At 54.0% G+C, this 17136-nt stretch carries 17 protein-coding genes; 2 read left to right on the top strand and 15 right to left on the bottom strand.

What is annotated here, in order from left to right; all coding sequences use genetic code 11:
• Nucleotides 1-56: 56 nt before the first annotated feature.
• A complete protein-coding gene (locus GSF01_RS13565; RefSeq protein ID WP_159884841.1) occupies nucleotides 57-638 on the top strand; it encodes a hypothetical protein in 582 nt (193 codons plus the stop codon).
• Here GSF01_RS13565 and GSF01_RS13560 read toward each other — a convergent pair.
• From GSF01_RS13560 to GSF01_RS13545, 4 genes are all read right to left on the bottom strand, one after another.
• The gene (locus GSF01_RS13560) at nucleotides 613-1464 is read right to left on the bottom strand and encodes a sulfurtransferase (protein WP_235941463.1); all 852 of its coding nucleotides are present in this window, start codon (nucleotides 1462-1464) and stop codon (nucleotides 613-615) included. The two genes, GSF01_RS13565 and GSF01_RS13560, sit on opposite strands and share 26 nt — an antisense overlap.
• A gap of 13 nt (nucleotides 1465-1477) precedes the next feature.
• Nucleotides 1478-2800, bottom strand: a complete 1323-nt coding sequence (locus tag GSF01_RS13555; RefSeq protein WP_159884837.1) for an LLM class flavin-dependent oxidoreductase — start codon at nucleotides 2798-2800, stop codon at nucleotides 1478-1480.
• A 224-nt stretch (nucleotides 2801-3024) separates the two neighbouring features.
• Nucleotides 3025-3453: a tautomerase family protein gene (locus GSF01_RS13550; RefSeq protein ID WP_235941462.1), complete on the bottom strand. Its 429-nt coding sequence runs from the start codon at nucleotides 3451-3453 to the stop codon at nucleotides 3025-3027.
• 98 nt (nucleotides 3454-3551) lie between these two features.
• Complete coding sequence (locus tag GSF01_RS13545) at nucleotides 3552-4307, bottom strand: SDR family NAD(P)-dependent oxidoreductase (RefSeq protein ID WP_159884835.1); 756 nt, start codon at nucleotides 4305-4307, stop codon at nucleotides 3552-3554.
• A 233-nt stretch (nucleotides 4308-4540) separates the two neighbouring features.
• Between GSF01_RS13545 and GSF01_RS13540 the strand changes: the two genes are divergently transcribed.
• Nucleotides 4541-4924, top strand: a complete 384-nt coding sequence (locus GSF01_RS13540; RefSeq protein ID WP_159884833.1) for a MerR family transcriptional regulator — start codon at nucleotides 4541-4543, stop codon at nucleotides 4922-4924.
• Nucleotides 4925-4987: 63 nt separating this feature from the next.
• Here GSF01_RS13540 and GSF01_RS13535 read toward each other — a convergent pair whose 3' ends face one another.
• The 11 genes from GSF01_RS13535 to GSF01_RS13485 all read right to left on the bottom strand — a co-directional run bounded on the left by GSF01_RS13535 (nucleotide 4988) and on the right by GSF01_RS13485 (nucleotide 17018).
• Nucleotides 4988-5782, bottom strand: coding sequence for a phytanoyl-CoA dioxygenase family protein (locus GSF01_RS13535; protein WP_159884990.1), 795 nt, complete (start codon nucleotides 5780-5782; stop codon nucleotides 4988-4990).
• Between the two features lie 108 nt (nucleotides 5783-5890).
• Nucleotides 5891-7438 carry an extracellular solute-binding protein gene (locus GSF01_RS13530; protein WP_407945765.1) on the bottom strand — a complete coding sequence of 516 codons (1548 nt, stop codon included), beginning with the start codon at nucleotides 7436-7438 and terminating at the stop codon, nucleotides 5891-5893.
• A 63-nt stretch (nucleotides 7439-7501) separates the two neighbouring features.
• Nucleotides 7502-8362, bottom strand: coding sequence for a carbohydrate ABC transporter permease (locus GSF01_RS13525; protein WP_159884829.1), 861 nt, complete (start codon nucleotides 8360-8362; stop codon nucleotides 7502-7504).
• On the bottom strand, nucleotides 8356-9321 hold the full coding sequence (locus GSF01_RS13520; RefSeq protein ID WP_159884827.1) for an ABC transporter permease: 966 nt from the start codon (nucleotides 9319-9321) through the stop codon (nucleotides 8356-8358). Before GSF01_RS13520 ends, GSF01_RS13525 begins: the two co-directional genes overlap by 7 nt.
• 99 nt (nucleotides 9322-9420) lie before the next feature.
• Nucleotides 9421-11211 (bottom strand): cache domain-containing sensor histidine kinase, encoded by a 1791-nt coding sequence (locus GSF01_RS13515; protein ID WP_159884825.1) that lies wholly within the window; start codon nucleotides 11209-11211, stop codon nucleotides 9421-9423.
• Complete coding sequence (locus tag GSF01_RS13510; RefSeq protein WP_159884823.1) at nucleotides 11208-12791, bottom strand: helix-turn-helix domain-containing protein; 1584 nt, start codon at nucleotides 12789-12791, stop codon at nucleotides 11208-11210. Before GSF01_RS13510 ends, GSF01_RS13515 begins: the two co-directional genes overlap by 4 nt.
• Nucleotides 12792-13003: 212 nt before the next feature.
• Nucleotides 13004-13540, bottom strand: coding sequence for a redoxin domain-containing protein (locus tag GSF01_RS13505; protein ID WP_159884821.1), 537 nt, complete (start codon nucleotides 13538-13540; stop codon nucleotides 13004-13006).
• Entirely contained in the window at nucleotides 13537-14280 is a 744-nt protein-coding gene (locus GSF01_RS13500) for an ABC transporter ATP-binding protein (RefSeq protein WP_159884819.1), read from the bottom strand. Before GSF01_RS13500 ends, GSF01_RS13505 begins: the two co-directional genes overlap by 4 nt.
• On the bottom strand, nucleotides 14273-15091 hold the full coding sequence (locus tag GSF01_RS13495) for an ABC transporter permease (protein ID WP_159884817.1): 819 nt from the start codon (nucleotides 15089-15091) through the stop codon (nucleotides 14273-14275). The genes GSF01_RS13500 and GSF01_RS13495 overlap by 8 nt, the downstream gene beginning before the upstream one ends.
• A complete protein-coding gene (locus tag GSF01_RS13490; RefSeq protein ID WP_159884815.1) occupies nucleotides 15088-15636 on the bottom strand; it encodes a nitrous oxide reductase accessory protein NosL in 549 nt (182 codons plus the stop codon). The genes GSF01_RS13495 and GSF01_RS13490 overlap by 4 nt, the downstream gene beginning before the upstream one ends.
• Nucleotides 15633-17018 (bottom strand): right-handed parallel beta-helix repeat-containing protein, encoded by a 1386-nt coding sequence (locus GSF01_RS13485; protein ID WP_235941460.1) that lies wholly within the window; start codon nucleotides 17016-17018, stop codon nucleotides 15633-15635. The genes GSF01_RS13490 and GSF01_RS13485 overlap by 4 nt, the downstream gene beginning before the upstream one ends.
• Between the last annotated feature and the right edge of the window lie 118 nt (nucleotides 17019-17136).

Raw genomic sequence — 17136 nt, 5'->3', positions numbered from 1 at the left:
GGGGCTTGCAACAATAGACCGTGCAGCACCGTTTGTTAGGAAAAGGGGGAATGACTATGAAGAGAAGCATGTCCATTTTCGTTCTGTGCCTTGCGGTCTTGATGACCGGATGGCTGGGCATGGTGCCGTCGGCGGCTCATGCCTGTTCTTGCGCTGCGCCGGGATCCGCCCAGAAGCAGGTAGAGGATGAACTGACGCGAAAATCCGCCATGTTCGCAGGACTTGTGAGTCAGGTCAAGCAGCCTGCGTGGAAAATCAGCATGTCGTCGGCAGACAAGGTGAAAGTAACCTTTGAGGTGTCTACCGTTTGGAAGGGAGAGCTGGGAAAAACGGTGGAGGTCTACACGGCGAGAAGCTCGGCGAGCTGCGGGTATGAAAATTTTGAGGAGGGCAAGTCGTATATCGTCTCCGCCTATCTACAAGAGGGTCAGCTGGAGACGAATATATGCGACTTGACCAAACCGCTTGCATCAGCAAGCGAGGAGGTCGCTATTCTGGGAGACGGCTATCCGCCAACTCCGAACCAGGCGGCTGTAGGCGGCGGCGCGGCATCCATAGCAGCCATCCTGGCAGCTGCGGCAGCGCTAATCGCGGTCTCCGCGGTAATCATCATCAGGCTTCGCCGGTCGAAACGGTAGTCCCTTCCGAATTTCCCCACTCATCCCAGGAGCCTTCATACGGACGCACATCGGGATAGCCCATCAGTCTCAGGACGAAGTAGGCGTGGGCGCCACGTTGATTGGACTGACAATAAGGGATGACGGTAAGCTGGGGATCCGCTCCCAGCTCTTCGAGCTCGCGCTTCAGTTCCGCGTATGCCTTGAACCTTACGACGCCCTGCGGATCGGCCGGACCCAGCGATTCCTTCCATTCCTTATGAACCGCTCCCGGGATGTGGCCAGCTTTGCGATTGTCCCGCGCATCCTGGCCGGTGTATTCCCCGGCCGAACGGGCGTCCAGCAGCAGGCTGTTCGGAACCCCGACCTGGAGACTCTCCCGGGTAGCGACCAACCGGGCGTCAGGGCTGACGGCAAGGGTGCCCGGCCGGACGTCCGGCGCTTCGGTGGAGACATGCTTTCCTGCTGCCGTCCAAGCGGTATACCCGCCGTTCAGCAGCTTCACGCGATCGCGGAAGCCCACATACTCCAGCACGTAGAACAGGCGAGTCGCCAACACCCCTTGGCCGTCGTCATAGACGACGATTGTACTGCCTATGTCCACCCCGCTTTGCTCCAGCGCTTGCCTGATCGCGTCCTCCGAGGCAAACGTATGCCCGTAGGCATCCTTCAACACTTTGACATCAAATTGAACAGCGCCGGGAATATGTCCTTCCTCGTACCCCTTGGCCCTCGCGTCCAACAGAACGACCCCCGGCGCAGCCCGGTTTTCGTCTAACCAGTCTATATCCGCTAGCAGATGTCCTTGTGGATATTCGAATTCGTAAGCTGTAGCATCGGTTACCATAGCTTTTCCTCCTTCATTGCGCTCTTGCATGAGGCTTGAGACCCAGATTTTCCCGCAGCGTCGTACCGGCATACGAGGTCGGAAACAAGCCTCTTCGCTGCAGCTCCGGGACGACGCCAGTCAGGAAAGCCTCAGCTCCGCCTGACGCCAGCTGCGGCATCACATTGAAGCCGTCCGCTGCGCCGTTCAGAAACCATTCCTCCATCACATCCGCGATCTGCTGCGGCGTTCCGGCAACCCTCAGCTGACCGCTTCCCACCCAGTATTTGTCAAGAAATTCGCGGATCGTCAGCGTTTTATGATCGACGATTTTTTTGACCATCTTATGAAAGGACTGGTAGGCATTGACGTGCTCCGGCTCCGGCAGCTTGGGAAACGGGTCATCCAACCCATAGACGGAAAAGTCGATACCTAGCAGGTTGGACAACGACATCACCGAACGCTCTATCGGACCCAGCCTGCGCAGCTCGCCGGCCTTCTCAAGCGCCTCCTCCTCGGTGGCCCCGACAATGACGAGAAGGCCCGGCAGAATATGAAGGCTCTCGGGAGACCTTCCCTCTGCAGCCGTTCTTGACTTGATGTCGCGGTAGAACTGCTGGGCATCCTCAAGCGTAGGCTGGACGGTGAAAATAACCTCGGCAAACCGGGCTGCCAGCGCTTTTCCTTCGTCGGACGCTCCTGCCTGCACAAGCAGAGGCCTGCCTTGCGGCGGACGCATAATGTTAAGCGCCCCGCGTACGGAATAATACGCGCCTTTATGATGAATGTCATGAACCTTCCCCGCATCCGCATAGATGCCTGCTTCTTTATCCTGCACCAGCGCGTCCTCTTCCCAGCTATCCCATAATTTCTGGACAACCTCTGTGAATTCCCTGGCCCGTTCATAACGTTCCTTATGCGGAGGTAGCTGTTCCAGACCAAAGTTGAAGGCCGTCCGCTCCACCCCTGTCGTTACAATATTCCATCCGGCTCTCCCGCCGCTAATATGATCCAGAGAGGCAAACTGTCTGGCTACATTATACGGTTCATTGAAGGTGGTGGATACCGTCGCGATCAGGCCGATTCGTTCGGTCACTGTTGCTATGGAAGATAACAAGGTCAGCGGCTCGAAGCCAAAGATAGGACCATGCTGAACGGCCTTTGCTTCGATGGACAGCCCGTCCGCGATGAACAGCGAATCGATCCGAGCCGCCTCCGCTTTTTGCGCCAATCGGTGAATGTATTTAATATCATGGATTTCATCCAGCCTTGCACTTGAGTGGCGCCAAGCCCCCCGATGAGACCCTCCGTTTTGCAGAACCAAGTTCAATATCATTCTTCGGTTGTGTTCGCCCATATTCATCACCTTTTCGATTGATAGATATCAGCGCATAGAGGTGTCTCCTTTGCTTCATTTTATTGTACTCAGTTCCATGGATTTTGTAAACTATTCTTACTTGTTTACTTGGGATTGGGCGTGTACTTCTTCAATCCTATAACTCGCCATGCCCCCGTTGATACGTAAGCGTCAATTGAAACCGAAAAGATTGATTTGGAAAGTTGTTATTGCTGCTCAAATAATTACAGAGCAGCCGCGTCAATTGGTGATGTTCGGAAAGCTGCTAAATCCGCTTTCCGGCCAAAGATCCCCCAATTTTCTTCGGGGACTTCGTGAATGATGATATAGACGGGGATGGGATCAGAAGTGCCGAGCTGCCGTCCGAAAATGGTGGTAGCTCCTTCGACCAGCCTCATTTTGACGTCGCTGTCTAAACCGCCCTCAATGACGAAGATCTGCACGCTGACAACATTCGTTGTCGCTTCTTCTTCTCCCATAAAGACGGTATCCTGATCGTAAAGTTTAAAATAGGTCCAAACCGTACTTTTGACGAAGGGTGACTTTGGCAAGGTTTCGCATTCAAGCGCAAAATCTGTAAGTTCTCCGACAATTGATCGCCGCGCCTTCAAATCGAACGCAGCTTCAGGTGCGTGAACAATAATCAATGGCATTGTATTTCCTTTCCTTAGACATATTAGGAGGCCGCCGCATCTCCACGCAGCGGCCTCTGACAACTAGAAGGAAGGTGTTTTGCGGCCCTTACTAGCGATCAGATGTTCTGACCACCCGAGACCTCGATTCTCTGCGCATTAACCCAGCGATTGTCGGAACCGAGTAAGCTGGCGACTGCGGGACCAATGTCGTCGGGTACGCCGACACGACCAAGGGCAACCATCGCGGCAAATGCGTCGTTGTAAGCAGGCGTGTCACGTACAGCACCGCCTAGAAAATCGGTTTCGATTGCACCTGGTGCAATGGTATTAGCGGTGATACCGCGATGACCGAGTTCTTTGGCCATATAGATGGTTAGAATCTCGACCGCTCCCTTCGCCGCAGAGTAGGCGGAGAATCCGGGATAAGATACACGAGTGAGACCTGATGAGAAATTCACAATACGGCCACCATCTGCAAGAAGCGGCAGAAGGGTCTGAGTCAAGAAAAACACGCCCTTGACGTGCACATTGAACAAGCCGTCGAACTGAGCTTCTGTTGTTTCGGCGAAATCTATCATTTCTCCGTGGCCGGCATTGTTCACCAGATGATGGAAAGTGGCGCTATTCCAAGTAGAATGCAAGGTCGAACGGACTGTATTGGCAAAGGCCGCAAAGCTGGCGATGTTTCCAACATCGAGTTGTAGAGCGACTGCTTTTCGCCCCAAAGCTTCGATTTCAGTAACAACAGACTTTGCTTCTTCTGCTTGGCTGCGATAGGTCAGGATGACATCACCGCCATGACGCGCAATACTAATGGCAGTATTGCGACCAAGTCCGCGGCTGCCGCCAGTAACGATTGAGATAGTTGTCATTGTAACTTCATCCTTTCAAAAATGATTATTAATTACACTGTTATCATAAGAGATAAAGTTTACTTGAAGTCAAGGCTTTTTTTCTGAAATAATAAGTGTATACTTGAACAGAGGAATTCTTTGTTTTAATCATATTTATACCATTATCCACAGCAAAAATACGGCTAATTTAATTAGAAAAGTTAAGGAATTATTTAAAGTGTACTTTAACACAAGGAGATGAAGGTTTATTTATGTTGACAATAAAAGAAGTAACTGAATTGACAGGAATAGCGGCTCCCACACTTCGATATTACGAAAAGGAGGGGCTGCTTCCACATGTGAAGAGAAATGAAAGTGGGAAGCGGTTATATGACGAAGAAGATTTAAGCTGGATACACTTTGTTACTGCACTTCGGGCAACAGGAATGCCGATTGCCCAAATTCAGAAGTATGTATACTTGTATAAAGAAGGGGACTCGACGATTTCGGAACGAAAAAGGATGATGCTTCATCATAAAAAAGAAATTGAGAAGAGTATAAGGGAACTATATTTTAATTTGGACAAAATAAACTATAAACTTGCTCTATATGATGTATTAGAATCACAGATTGAACGGACTAGCATAAAAATTTGAAGGCTCCCAGCCGGTGTTCCGACGGAGAGCCTTGACGTCATTTCCTTGTTTATTTTAAGCGGACTAAGGATATACGCTGTGTGTATCGCTGCCGAAATGAAGCGTCTTCAGCGGCGTCATAGACTCCTTCGGGACATAATAATGGAAGGGATTATCGTCGATAACGCCCAGCAGCTGCCTGCGTATCGGAGATGCGCCCTCCAGCAGGCGCTCCGAAGCGGCATGATAATCGATCGGGCGCATCCAGATAGGACTGTAGCCGAAGAACAACTGACGCCGTGTGAAATCAGAGTGGTTAGGTGCACCGGAGTGCCACAGGTTCTGGGCAAATACGAAGACATCCCCCGGCTTGCCGCAAACTTGAATCTCATCGCCCAGCTGACCGTCTACATTCGTATGCTCCGGCACGAACGCCCGGTTATGACTGCCCGGAATGACTTTGGTATTCCCTCTGTTCGGCTCCGACATATCGCTCAGAATATAGCAGGCCTTGATATAATAAGTCGAAGTCAAGCCGTGTATGCTTGGAAACTGAGGATGAGGCCCGTCCTGATGCCAGTTAATGAAGCTGTTGGTCTCCGTCTTGACATTGTCCGGATTGGGCTTGCGGATAGTCAGATGCGAGATATGCAGCTGAATATTATAGCCCAGCAAATTGACAATCAGCGGCAAGATCGTCGGATCATCGATCAGCGAAGCAATCTCGGGATGCCGTTCGACGGAGTTATATATATTGTGAGCCAGGCTATCCGGCTCGGCCTCGAGCAATTCGTCTATCGCCATGTTGAGGCGGTCCACCTTCTCCTGCGGCAATACCCCAGGCAAGATCAAGTAGCCTTGTTCGTGGAATTGCTCCATCCACTTCCCGATCTGTTCCTTCGCCGCCTCGCTTATTGTCCCTGTGTCCGATAACTTCATGTTTTTCCTCCCTTTCCATCCTCTGATAAAGCGCCAGTACGTATCCCCCTACTTCTTGCCGAATCCGAGCTCGGCCAGCTGCTTCATGCCCTCATCCAGATAAACCTTGTAATTCATGGACGTTTCCAGCGTCTTGATAAAGGCATCGTACTCGCTAAGCGGTCGCTTGCCATAGACGAACTTCGCCAGTTCTTCGTCGATGAAGCGCGTGGCGTCCGCGCTGTTGTAGCCGGTCGGATTATCGACGAATCCGTTAAGTGTCTTAATACGAGGCTGATTGTTGGCGAACTCGATGTAGGGAGCCTGCTGGGCAAATTTCACGAACAAGTATTCCATCTCGGGCCGCCCCGTGAACTGGTACAGCCAGGAATAGTTCATCTCCTTGGCCATCAGCTCGGTGGGCACGATCTTGCCGTTCTCTTCGTTGTAATGCTTGCCCTTGATGCCGAATTGGACAAGCGCGGAGCCTGTGTCCTTCGTCGAAACATAGTTCAACAGCTCGATGACTTTAGTGAGCTTCTCGGGATTTTTCTCCAGGCCTTTGGGGATGGCATACATGCCCGACGCCGCTCCGATATCGTATGCCCCTTCGAACTGACCGCCCGGACCTTTCAATGCGGGAAGCTGGATCCATTCGGCATCGGCGTTTACAGCTTTGATCTGAGCGACAAACTCGTCCTTGGTTACGTTCGGCCAGTCGATCCACATAATGCCCGCCTGACCTTTAATCCCCTTCTGCTGATACTGCGGCGTACTGTTGATCGAAAGCAGCTCGGGGTCGACGGCTCCGGAATCGACAACTTGTTTGATAAAGGCGAGCGCGTCCTTGAAGGCAGGGTCGTAGAAAGAGTTGACGACCTTGCCGTCCTTCTCGTAAAAGTTGCCCGGCCCCCCTACACCGAAGGCGCCAAAGATCGGCGAGAAAGCAGCCAGCTTGCCGCCGGTTATGCCAAACGTATCCTTCTTCCCGTTGCCATCCGGATCTTTCTCCGTAAACGCTTTGGCCGCTTCAAGCAGCTCTTCGATTGTTTTCGGGGGCTGCAGTCCTACTTTATCCAGCCAATCCTTGCGTATCCAGAAGGTATTGTATGGAATATTTGGCGCCTTGGCTATCGCATAAAATTTATTGTTCAGGCTGCCTTTTTTTATACTATCTTCCCCGATGAAGTCCAGTGTGGGCCTTAGCTTGTCTTTATAGGCGGATAGATCGAGCAGCAGCCCCTGCTCCGCGTACTGCTTCAGCTGGGCGCGGTCCAAAGCGAACAAGTCCGGGAAGTTACCGGAGGCCATCCGTACGTTCAGCTGGTTTTTATAATCGTCGCCGGAAGCATACACGGTCAGATTCGACTCGATGCCCAGCGCTTTGTCCAGCTCCTGCTTGATCTGATCCTGATCGGGTGCAGGCAGTCCGTTTCCGGTCGAAATAATGTCCAGCTTCACCGGCTTCGCCGAAGACTTCGGAGCCTCCTGCCCCACGGCCTCTCCAGCGGGTTGGCCGGCCGTCGCTTCCGGCTGCTGTGTGCTGCAGCCGGCCAGTATCGTGCCGCCCAGCAGTACCGTGGTCAGGGCGAGAGAGAAGCTTGCTTTACGGTTCATGTTCATCGAAACCCCTTCTTTCTTCATTATTAGGTCATCAGCTTTTGTCCAATCGCAGATCGTTCAACCTTTGATGGAGCCCAGCAGCATCCCCTTTGTAAAGTGCTTCTGGAGAAACGGGTACACCATAATGATAGGCAAGCTGGCCAATATGACCGACGCCATCTGCATCGTTTCGGTAGGCGTCATGTTATCGACCGATTCCAGCGGTTGCTGGGTCAGCATCAGTATTTCTCGGACCACAACCTGCAGAGGGAATAGCGTGCGGTCCGTGACATACATGATCGCCTGGAAAAATTCATTCCAATGCCCGACCATGTAGAAAAGTCCAACCGTCAGCATCGAAGGTACGGAAAGCGGTACTACGATCTGCCACAGGATGCGGAATTCCCCCGCTCCGTCCATCCGGGCCGACTCGAACAGCTCCTCGGGCAAGCTTTCGAAGAAGCTTTTCATGATCAAAATATTGAAGCTCCAGATGATGTTCGGCACGATCATGGCCCAGACCGAGTCAAGCAGCCCTACCGCCTTGACCACGAGATAGGTCGGGATCAATCCTCCGCTGAACAGCATCGTGAAGACGACCATCATCAGGAACAGGCTTCGGCCGGGTAATTTCTTCCGGCTCAACGGGTATGCCATAAGCGTCGTAAGGAGCAGATTGGCGGCAGTGCCGACGACCGTGATGAAGATCGTCACCAGGAAAGCACGCGGAATATTGGACTCGGTCAGCAGCTTGATGTAAGCGTCAAACGTAATTTTCTTAGGGAGCAGGATGAACCCGCCGTTTTTCAACACCTCGGCGAACGGAGTGATCGATACCGAGACGACGTACAGGAGCGGAAAGATGGCGGACACGGCGGCCAGCGCCAAAATGCAGATGACCACGGCGTTGACAAAGCGGTCCTCGTAGCCTTTTACCATATGTTCTCCCCCCACTTCTTGGCCAGCTGGTTCGACAGAACGACCAGAACCAGTCCGATAGCCGACTTGAACAGTCCGACTGCCGAGGCCAGGCTGAAATTCAGCTGCTGCAGCCCTGTCCGGAATACCCAGGTATCCAAAATATCAGCTACGGGATACACCTGAATGTTGTACAGGATGTAAATCTGATCGAAGCCTGCGTCCATAATATGTCCGAGATTTAGAATGAACAGAAGCACGATGACCGTGCGGATGCCCGGCAGCGTAATATGCCAGATCATGCGGATCCGGCTGGCTCCATCCACACGGGCAGCTTCGTAAAGCGTCGGATCAATGCCTGCGATGGCAGCCAGGTAGATGATCGCACCCCAGCCCAGGTTTTGCCAGATCGCCGATCCAACCAGCAGACTGCGGAAATACTCGGTCGACGTCAGAAACGGGATGGAGCTGCCGCCCCCCTCCACGATCCAGCGGTTGAACAAGCCCGAGCTTTGCCCGAACAAGGCGAGCATAATGCCGTAGATGATGACCCAGGACAAAAAATGCGGCATATACGTCAAGGTTTGCACAAGCGACTTGAACCAGCGAACCCGGCATTCGTTCAGCAGCAGCGCCATCACGATCGGCGGGATCGTACCGAACACCAGCTTATAGATGCTGATCAGCAGCGTGTTCGTCAAGAGCTGACTGAAGTAAGGCGAGCGGTAGAACGTTTCAAAGTGCCGGTACCAGGGATCGGACCATCCGCTTCCCATCACCCCTTCGAGCATGTTGAAATCCTTGAAGGCGATCACGACGCCATACATGGGAACATACTTGAAAATGATGTAATACAGCACACCCGGCAGCAGCATGAGGTAAAATGCCTTGTACTGCCATACCGTCAGTCCCAGCAGCTGTTTCTTGGCCTTGCGGTCGGACTGCCTGGCAGCGATGGCCGCAGCCGATGCTTGCTTCATGCTCTCACCCCTTTTTGATTGCGCTTTCATTTCCTGGTCCCCAGTATAGCAATCCGATGCTTTCGATGAATATACATGAAACCGACAAAACTGTTCGAGTTACGGTTTTTCCTGCGCGGCAGGCTCTTCTCCCCACCGCTCAAAGGGCATCAGAAGGCGGACGAGCGTACCCTTCCCTAGAAGCGATCGAACCTTGAGTCCATACGGACGTCCGTAATGGAGGCGGATTCGTTCATGCACATTGATCATACCCATGCCGGTAAAGGAGTATTTGGACGGCACATCCTTGGGCTTTATCAGCAAGCTCTGCACCATATCCGGACTCATCCCAAGCCCGTCGTCGCAGATCGACAGCCTCAGCATGCCTTGCGCCAAGCGTCCCCGGACATGGATATGCCCTTTTATTTTTTTCGGTACAAGGCCATGGAAGATCGCGTTTTCCACGACGGGCTGAAGCGTAAGCTTCAGCAGCTTGCCTTGAAGAGCGGCTTGATCCACATCGATCGTAAGCTTGAAGACATCCCCGTAGCGCACCCGCTGGATTTGCACATATCTTTGCAGTCCTTCCAGCTCTTCCGCCAGCGTGACGTACTCGGACGATTTGTTAAAGCTGAAGGAGAGCAGCGCTACCAGCGACTTTATCGTTTCCCGTACATCGTCTACTCTTCCTTGACGGGCGAGGCTGCTGATGCAGGCGAGGGTATTGTAAAGGAAGTGGGGGGCGATTTGGCTCTGAAGCATGTTCAGCTCGAATTGCTTCTTCTTCGCCTCCATCTCCTTCGTTTCATTGAGCAGCGTGTGGATGCGCTCCATCATCGCGTTATAGCTGCGGGCCAGCCGGCCGATCTCGTCGGAACGGTCGATCGAAATATGCGAAAGCACGCCCAGATCGCGGACCCGGTCCATCTTGGCCGCCAGCCCTCGGACAGGCTTGGTGAAGTGGCGAGTCATGATCCATGTACTGATAAAAAGCACGACCAGCCAGATCATACCGGCATCCCGGTAATTTTGATACAGCTTCAGCACATTTTGATAAAAAAAGTCCTCCTTTATAAAGCAAATAAGCGACCAGCCGAGCCGGTTGCTCGTCGATTTGATCACGACCAGCGAATTGTCGTTGCCCTGCATCGTCCTTACCCCGATCGGAAGCTCGGCGAGACTTTCCAAAAATTCCGGCTTCAGCTGCGGCAGGAATGTTCCGGGGACGTAAGGCAGCAGCTTGTCCTTCGGATCGGTATACGTAATCACATTATTTTTTCTGGAAATGATCGTAAAGGTCTGGTTGTCGTTCACCAGCAGAGGAGCTACGAGGCCGGTCAGCCGTTCAAGATCGATTTCGACTATGGCGACCCCCTTGGTATGGGATTTGTCCTTATCGGTAACCGGGAGCACGTAGGCGATCGTTGTCCCGGATAGCGGCGAGCTATAAGGCTCGCTGACATTCATGGCTCCGTAGTTGGACAGCGCCAGCCGATACAAGGATTTCAGATGCGGATTGCCTATGATTTCATAGGTGACCTGGTTGTTCGAGAACACCCGTCCGTCTTCGCTGATCAGATACAACGTCCGCGCCACGGAGCTGTTGTAGCTGGCATAGGTTTTTAACGTCTTCAGCGCCTCCTCCTCCTGCCCTTCAAGAAACAAGTCGTCCCGGGTAGAGAGCAGAAGCAGCATATTTTGCACATTGTCGAGATAGGAGTCGATATACTGGTTGGTCCTCCCGATTAGCTGCTGCGCATCGCGAACGACCTGATCGCGGAACAGCGCTTCGGCATCGCGCAGATTGTTCAACGCAAGGGCAATAAACATAATGAAGGTGACGAAGAACAGAAACACGAATTGCTTCGTCGCGATCCCCACACGGTGGTACCTCTTGAGCCAGCCGCTCATCTGCCCTCTCCTCCTTCGTCCCGGGCTTGACCGCCCTGTTGTTTCTTATACTCCGTCGGGGATACACCGGTCCAGCTGCGGAACATCGTGGAGAAATAGCGGTAGCTCGGTATACCTGCGCGCTCCGCCACCTCATAGACCTTCAGATTGGTTTGCTGAAGCAACCGGATAGCCAGCTCCATGCGGAGTCTAGTTATATATTCGTGGACGGATTCGCCGATCTCCTCGCGGAACAGCCGACTGAGGTAATGGGGACTTAAAGCAACCTTGTCGGCCAGCAACTGCAGCGTAACCGGTTCATGGAGATGCTGCTCGATATACTGCTTCGCCTCTTGAATCTCCAGGCGAAGCCTGCTGCGTTGGCTGTTCTTCCGTTCCATACAACGAACCATGGCTTCCACCAAATGACTCAATGTCGCCGCATGCCGGATATCCGACAGCTCGGGATCGGATGCTCCGCCGGAGTCCCATGCCTCGAGGAAATCGCTAACGCCTTCCTTCAGGTCATCGGGCGAATAGCGCAGCTTGAGGCAATTCCGGACAAATTCGGTTTGCAAATAGACAATCAAATCGTCGCTTTCCGCTGCCGAGTAGCGCTGCAAAGGGCCGAGCAGCTGAGCAGACGAAGCCTTATCCATAGCGCTTAGAGGTACCGGCCTGCCGATAAATATCGATTGTGCAGCTTCAGGCTCGTAAAACTTGGCCTCCTGCCAAAGCTTGCTTAAAGCGAAGGCTTGCCGGTACTCCTTGACGTTCGTCAGCGACTCGCTGATCACGCCATAAATAACCGCCTTATTCGGGAGAAAAGGCAAATTAACGTCGAGCGCTTGGTTCAAGCCGCGCACGACAGCCTCCAGCCTGATCCGGAGCTGACTGGCTTGCGGTTCGTCTTCTTGAAAAAACAGAGCATACTCCATGCTGCTCACCGGAAGCCAGGAGAAACCGGGGCTCGCCGAAAGCTCCATCGCCTCCAGGGCCGACTGAATCTCCTGCTCGACAAATACGCGATCCTCTTCGCCGCTTTGCACCTTAATCATGGCCAGCCTCGCCGGCAGCTTCGAGATTAGGCCGCTGCCGATCAGCTCGGAGGCCATCGCCTCGTCTTCGCGGGATCGGTCCTTGAGCAGACGGCCAATAAGCTTGGATTGCTCGCGCCTGCGCTGCTCCAGCGCCGTCCTGCGGTGAGCCCATTCACGCTCGATCGCCTCACGCGCCCGGTTGATCGCCCTCTCCAGCTCGCTTTCATCCAGGGTAACCTTGACCAGATACTCCAGGGCTCCCAGCCTCAGCGCCTCGCGAGCATACTCGAAATCGCTGTGACATGTCAGCAGAATTACCTGCGCAGCGGGAAATTCACGCTTGAGATGCGCGGTAAGCTCAATTCCGTTCATAAGCGGCATCGTAATATCCGTCACGATGACATCAGGCTGGCAATCCCGGCAAAGCCTGAGCGCCTCCAGTCCGTTTTCGGCCTCTCCGGCAAGCACCGCCCCCCAGTCTCCCCATGGAAACGACCTCAGCTCTTGACGGAGCGGCAGTTCATCATCCACTACGATCACATTCAGCCATCTTTTGTACATGCTCGTTTCCTCCTCTTTATGATTTACTTATTTGTAAGCGTTATCAAAATGGGTAATAAGTAAATATACCACGACAAACTTCTTTTCCACTATACATGAAAACGTAAATGGTGTTCAAAATGCGGCGAGGGTTTAGGGCGAGCCATGTCAAAGAACCGTCCGGCTCAATCACCGGACGGTTCTTTAAAAATCCAATGGCCTGGGCATCGCGCCTACGGCCGTACGCTCTCCATCAGTTCGCGGATCTGATCGACGCTTGCCAGCTCGCCGGGGACGATCTGGGCGATACGCCCTTGCTTATCGATCAGAAAAGTCCGCGGGAGGCCGATCAGCCCGTAGCTGTCAGCCGCTTCCCCGCTCGGATCGAGCAGGATCGGGAAGGTCAGCTTATGATCCGAGACGAATCCGGCCGCCGTCCCTCTGGATTCGCCAACATTGACGGCAAGCACCGCCACCCCGGGCAAGTCATCCTCGTATGCTTCATTCATCCGCGGCATCTCGCTGACGCAGGGTCCGCACCAGGATGCCCAGAAATTAAGCATAACCCCCTGTCCCCGGTAGTCGGACAGGGCGACCGCCTCCCCTTCCAGCGTCATGGCGGTAAACTCGGGCGCGGCATCCCCTACCCTCAAGATTCCTTGCTTATCCGTGCGAATCTGCAGCAGCGTATACAGCAGAGCTGCCGCCAGCAGGATAAGGATCGCCGCGTTCAAAGCCGTTCTCGGCCGAATCCTCGCGCCTCTGCTCATGGCACCCGCGCCTGACCCGGTTGACTGCCGCCGAACAGCCGGCTGAATACCGTTTGAAGTCCGTACGGACCATACCTCTCGAGTATGGATGCCGTCGTACCTTGCTCCGCGATGCCGCCGTCCTTCAGGAAGACGACGTGATCGGCCGTCGCCTCGGCGATCTGGAGCTGATGCGTGGAGAACAGCACGGCATGCCCCTCACCCTTGGCGAACCGGACAAGCTCGGCGAACGAATCCATCCAGTAAGGGTCGAGCCCGTTCGTTGGCTCGTCCATCAGCAGCAATGCGGGCTTCGCCAGAAGCGCCTGTGCGAACAGCAGACGCTGGCGCATCCCTTTGGAGAAAGAAGTAACCGGATTGCGCCGAACCTCGCTTAAGCCGACAAGCTCCAGCGTTTCGCTGACGCGGGCTTGCGATACCTTGCGCAAGGAGGCCCAGAAGGACAGCGTTTCTTCCGCCGACAGCCCCTGACCGAACAAGTAGTCGTCCGGCATATAGCCGAGCTGGTCGGCATACCGCCTCCGGTTGTCCGCCCACTGGATGCCGCCCAGGGCGATACTGCCCCTCGTCGGCCGGGTAATCCCGGCAATCATCCGCAGAAGCGTGCTTTTTCCGACGCCGTTGCCGCCGCATAGCGCAAGCGATTGGCCCGAGCGGAGCTGCAGATCGATCGATCCGAGAATGGTTTTTTTTCCGATATCCTTCCCTACACCCTTCACGACTAATACAGGCTTATCCACGGGACCGCCCCCTTTCCCATACGAGATTGGCCCAACCGATGGCCGCAGTTACCCACAGTGCGCAGACCAGCAGAAACAGCCCGCTGCCGGATGGCTTCGAGATCCACCCGACCCATTGATAATACTCGGGACCGAGAGCCGCCCCTCCGCCAAGCTTGATGACGACGAACAGGCGGACGAGCTCAGCCGGGTTGAGGAAGGTAAGCGCCACCAGGACTGGCTTAATCCATACATAAGGCAGCAGGCCAAGCAGCGCGATGAGCAAGGTAGGCCAGCCGATAATGGCGAAAAACCAGATCGCGACGCCAAGCGTCAAGGCTTGCCAGCGATTTTTGGCTATCGTGCCAATCACGAGCGCGATCGAGAGGAATAAGAGTATGAGTCCGAACGAAAACGCCAGAAACATCCCGAAGGTCCGGCTATCCAGACCTCTTCCCGTCAAGGAGCCGACGACCCCGGTCAGTCCGTAGCCGAAGGTGACGATGGTGATCAGCACAGCCGTAAGCCCCACATACTTGCCGACGATAAAAGAGAATGTACTAAGAGGGTAAGTCGAAAGCAGCTGCCAGCTTCCCTCTTCCTTCTCCGCCGTGAGCGAAAAAGAGCCTAGCAGCAGCGTCATTAGCGGTAATAGGTACAAAATCAGGTTCAGCATTGACGAAGTTGTGCTGGAATATCCCTGCACGAACCTCTGGGCATTGATCAGCAGCAGGGACAAGCTGAATAGAGCAAAAAGGGCCATAAACGAGTAGGCCCATGGATTGCGAAATCCGATCTTAATTTCTCTTAAAGCGATGTGCAGCAGATTCATTTGCCGTGCATCCCTTTGTCATCCGTCTTCGCCGCGCCGCCGCTCTCCGCCCCATGGCCGTGAGAGTGAGAGTCCATCGCGCCCTTGCTCTGCTCCCAAGTGTGGGTGGCGAGCTCTGCTGCGGTCATCACCTTGCCTTTTTTCTGCGTATCGACGAACTTCTGAGCCTCGGCTTTGTCCTTGAAGGTATAGATTCCGTAGGCCATCGGAGTCTTAAATGAGGCGTCATACACATAAGTCGCCTGGTCAAACGCAATCCAGTCCTTGTTGTTATAGTCGCGCACATACTGGGCGCCGATAGCTGCCGTGCTGTTCTTTTGCTTCCATTCGTTCATGCAGCCCAGGTCGTCAAACTTGTAGTTTTTGCCGTCCGTTGTTGTCAGCTGAGTGGCAAAGGCATCGTCCTTCACCTGCATGTTGCAGATCGCGCACTTATCGACGGCTTCATTGATGGCAAGCGCCGGGAATTTTTCCTTTGCCCCGCAACCTGCCAAGATCACGACCAGAAAAAACGCGGTAATAAACAGCTTTACTTGTCTACTCATCTTCTTCTAACCCCCAGATAATAGGTTGTGAATATGGAGCTTGCCAACAAAAACAGCCCTATGGCAAGCGTACCGGCCGGAGCGGGTCCCCTGCTTGCTTCCCCAGACGGGGCATTCACGGCAGGCGACATCCGCGGCGCAACGTCGACCGACCATTGCTCTTGTCCCGACGTAAACATACTTTCCAGGAAGAGCATCCCCGGCGACTGGAAAAAAAGCTGAAAGGCGGGCACGGCCGAGGTCAGACGCTCAAAAAAAGGATTCATGGCGTATTCCAGCTCGCTGACGCCATCGCCGTTCGTATCGAGGCCTTTAAACGCTTCCCAGTAGTTTCCGGTGAATACATTGTCCTCGCTCTCGTTCGCCTGAGACTCGATGACGTTCCCGATGAAGCGGTTGCCAGTGAAGCGGTTTCCTTCCGATTCCAGAAACTGGACGCCTACAAAATTTCTCAGTACGTCATTATTCCCGAATTCATTGCGATGAGACTGCTCGATGAAAAGGCCGACCCGGTTTCCTTCCACCTTATTGCCGGCGATCCGGGACGTTTCTACATCGAAGAACAGCAGCCCCTGCGAATTCACGCTTTCGCTTTGCTTCATGAACGTATTGTCCGTCACTTCGGCGTCCTTAACCCCCATCACCATCGCACCGGTAATGTTGTACGCCCCCCGGTTGCCGCGTACCACCGTTCCGTCCGTGTACATAAGATGGATGCCGTAGCGGGAATGCTCCACATAGTTGTTCTCCACCAGGTTGCGGTGACTGCTTTCCAGATAAATGCCATCGTTCATCCCTGCAATGTCGTTGTCATGTATCCGATTTTGATGAGAGTTATACAGATCGATCCCGTTGCGCTTGTCCGAAGCCATCCTCGAATTTGCTCCTGACGGGTCTTCTCCTTCACCTAGCCTGCGGACGGTCGTTTGCCGAATTTCGTTGCGCTCATTATCCCGAAGCACGATGCCGAAAGCCACCGTGCGGACGGTCAGCTCTTCAAGCAGGGTGCCGCTGCCCGTAACGAGCAAGGCTGCTGTTTCATCCCCGGCGTTCTGCTCCAGAACGACACCGCGGAGTTGAACGTTGTCGGCTTGGATATGCAAGGCCGGCTCCGGGCCGTCACCCTGGATGAGAACCTCACCCCGGGCTTCCACCCGAATGGACTTGCCGATCGTCGAGCCGCCCGCATACCGGCCTGCCTGGAGAATGAGAGTGCCTCCCTCCGGCGTGGCGTCGATGAGCTTCTGCAAGCCAGGCGAGGAAGCCGTCTGCGGTGCGGGCTGAGCAAAGGCCGCTCCTGCTGGCAACCACAGGCACCATAGGCACCACAGGCACAGGAAGACCCAGCCTGACAGGCGGAGCCAGCGAATCAGATCATTCACGGCATCACTCCCCTTCCTTTTCTTTACCGATTGTCTCCCTTTTATTCTAGACAATTATAACCGGATTCATATGACCCGATCGGGCTATTCCGAGTAAGATTGTGTGAACATTATCCGA

This window comes from Paenibacillus puerhi (assembly GCF_009846885.1).
Lineage (GTDB): Bacteria > Bacillota > Bacilli > Paenibacillales > NBRC-103111 > Paenibacillus_G > Paenibacillus_G puerhi.
Note: the sequence above shows the minus strand (reverse complement) of the source record. Positions and strands in the feature narration are given on the sequence as shown.

What these genes read in the sequence shown, in the direction of transcription:
- GSF01_RS13565 (WP_159884841.1), top strand. Translation starts at nt 57, where the DNA reads ATGAAGAGAAGCATGTCCATTTTCGTTCTGTGCCTTGCGGTCTTGATG.
- GSF01_RS13560 (WP_235941463.1), bottom strand. Translation starts at nt 1,464, where the DNA reads ATGGTAACCGATGCTACAGCTTACGAATTCGAATATCCACAAGGACAT.
- GSF01_RS13555 (WP_159884837.1), bottom strand. Translation starts at nt 2,800, where the DNA reads ATGGGCGAACACAACCGAAGAATGATATTGAACTTGGTTCTGCAAAAC.
- GSF01_RS13550 (WP_235941462.1), bottom strand. Translation starts at nt 3,453, where the DNA reads ATGCCATTGATTATTGTTCACGCACCTGAAGCTGCGTTCGATTTGAAG.
- GSF01_RS13545 (WP_159884835.1), bottom strand. Translation starts at nt 4,307, where the DNA reads ATGACAACTATCTCAATCGTTACTGGCGGCAGCCGCGGACTTGGTCGC.
- GSF01_RS13540 (WP_159884833.1), top strand. Translation starts at nt 4,541, where the DNA reads ATGTTGACAATAAAAGAAGTAACTGAATTGACAGGAATAGCGGCTCCC.
- GSF01_RS13535 (WP_159884990.1), bottom strand. Translation starts at nt 5,782, where the DNA reads ATGGAGCAATTCCACGAACAAGGCTACTTGATCTTGCCTGGGGTATTG.
- GSF01_RS13530 (WP_407945765.1), bottom strand. Translation starts at nt 7,438, where the DNA reads ATGAACCGTAAAGCAAGCTTCTCTCTCGCCCTGACCACGGTACTGCTG.
- GSF01_RS13525 (WP_159884829.1), bottom strand. Translation starts at nt 8,362, where the DNA reads ATGGTAAAAGGCTACGAGGACCGCTTTGTCAACGCCGTGGTCATCTGC.
- GSF01_RS13520 (WP_159884827.1), bottom strand. Translation starts at nt 9,321, where the DNA reads ATGAAGCAAGCATCGGCTGCGGCCATCGCTGCCAGGCAGTCCGACCGC.
- GSF01_RS13515 (WP_159884825.1), bottom strand. Translation starts at nt 11,211, where the DNA reads ATGAGCGGCTGGCTCAAGAGGTACCACCGTGTGGGGATCGCGACGAAG.
- GSF01_RS13510 (WP_159884823.1), bottom strand. Translation starts at nt 12,791, where the DNA reads ATGTACAAAAGATGGCTGAATGTGATCGTAGTGGATGATGAACTGCCG.
- GSF01_RS13505 (WP_159884821.1), bottom strand. Translation starts at nt 13,540, where the DNA reads ATGAGCAGAGGCGCGAGGATTCGGCCGAGAACGGCTTTGAACGCGGCG.
- GSF01_RS13495 (WP_159884817.1), bottom strand. Translation starts at nt 15,091, where the DNA reads ATGAATCTGCTGCACATCGCTTTAAGAGAAATTAAGATCGGATTTCGC.
- GSF01_RS13490 (WP_159884815.1), bottom strand. Translation starts at nt 15,636, where the DNA reads ATGAGTAGACAAGTAAAGCTGTTTATTACCGCGTTTTTTCTGGTCGTG.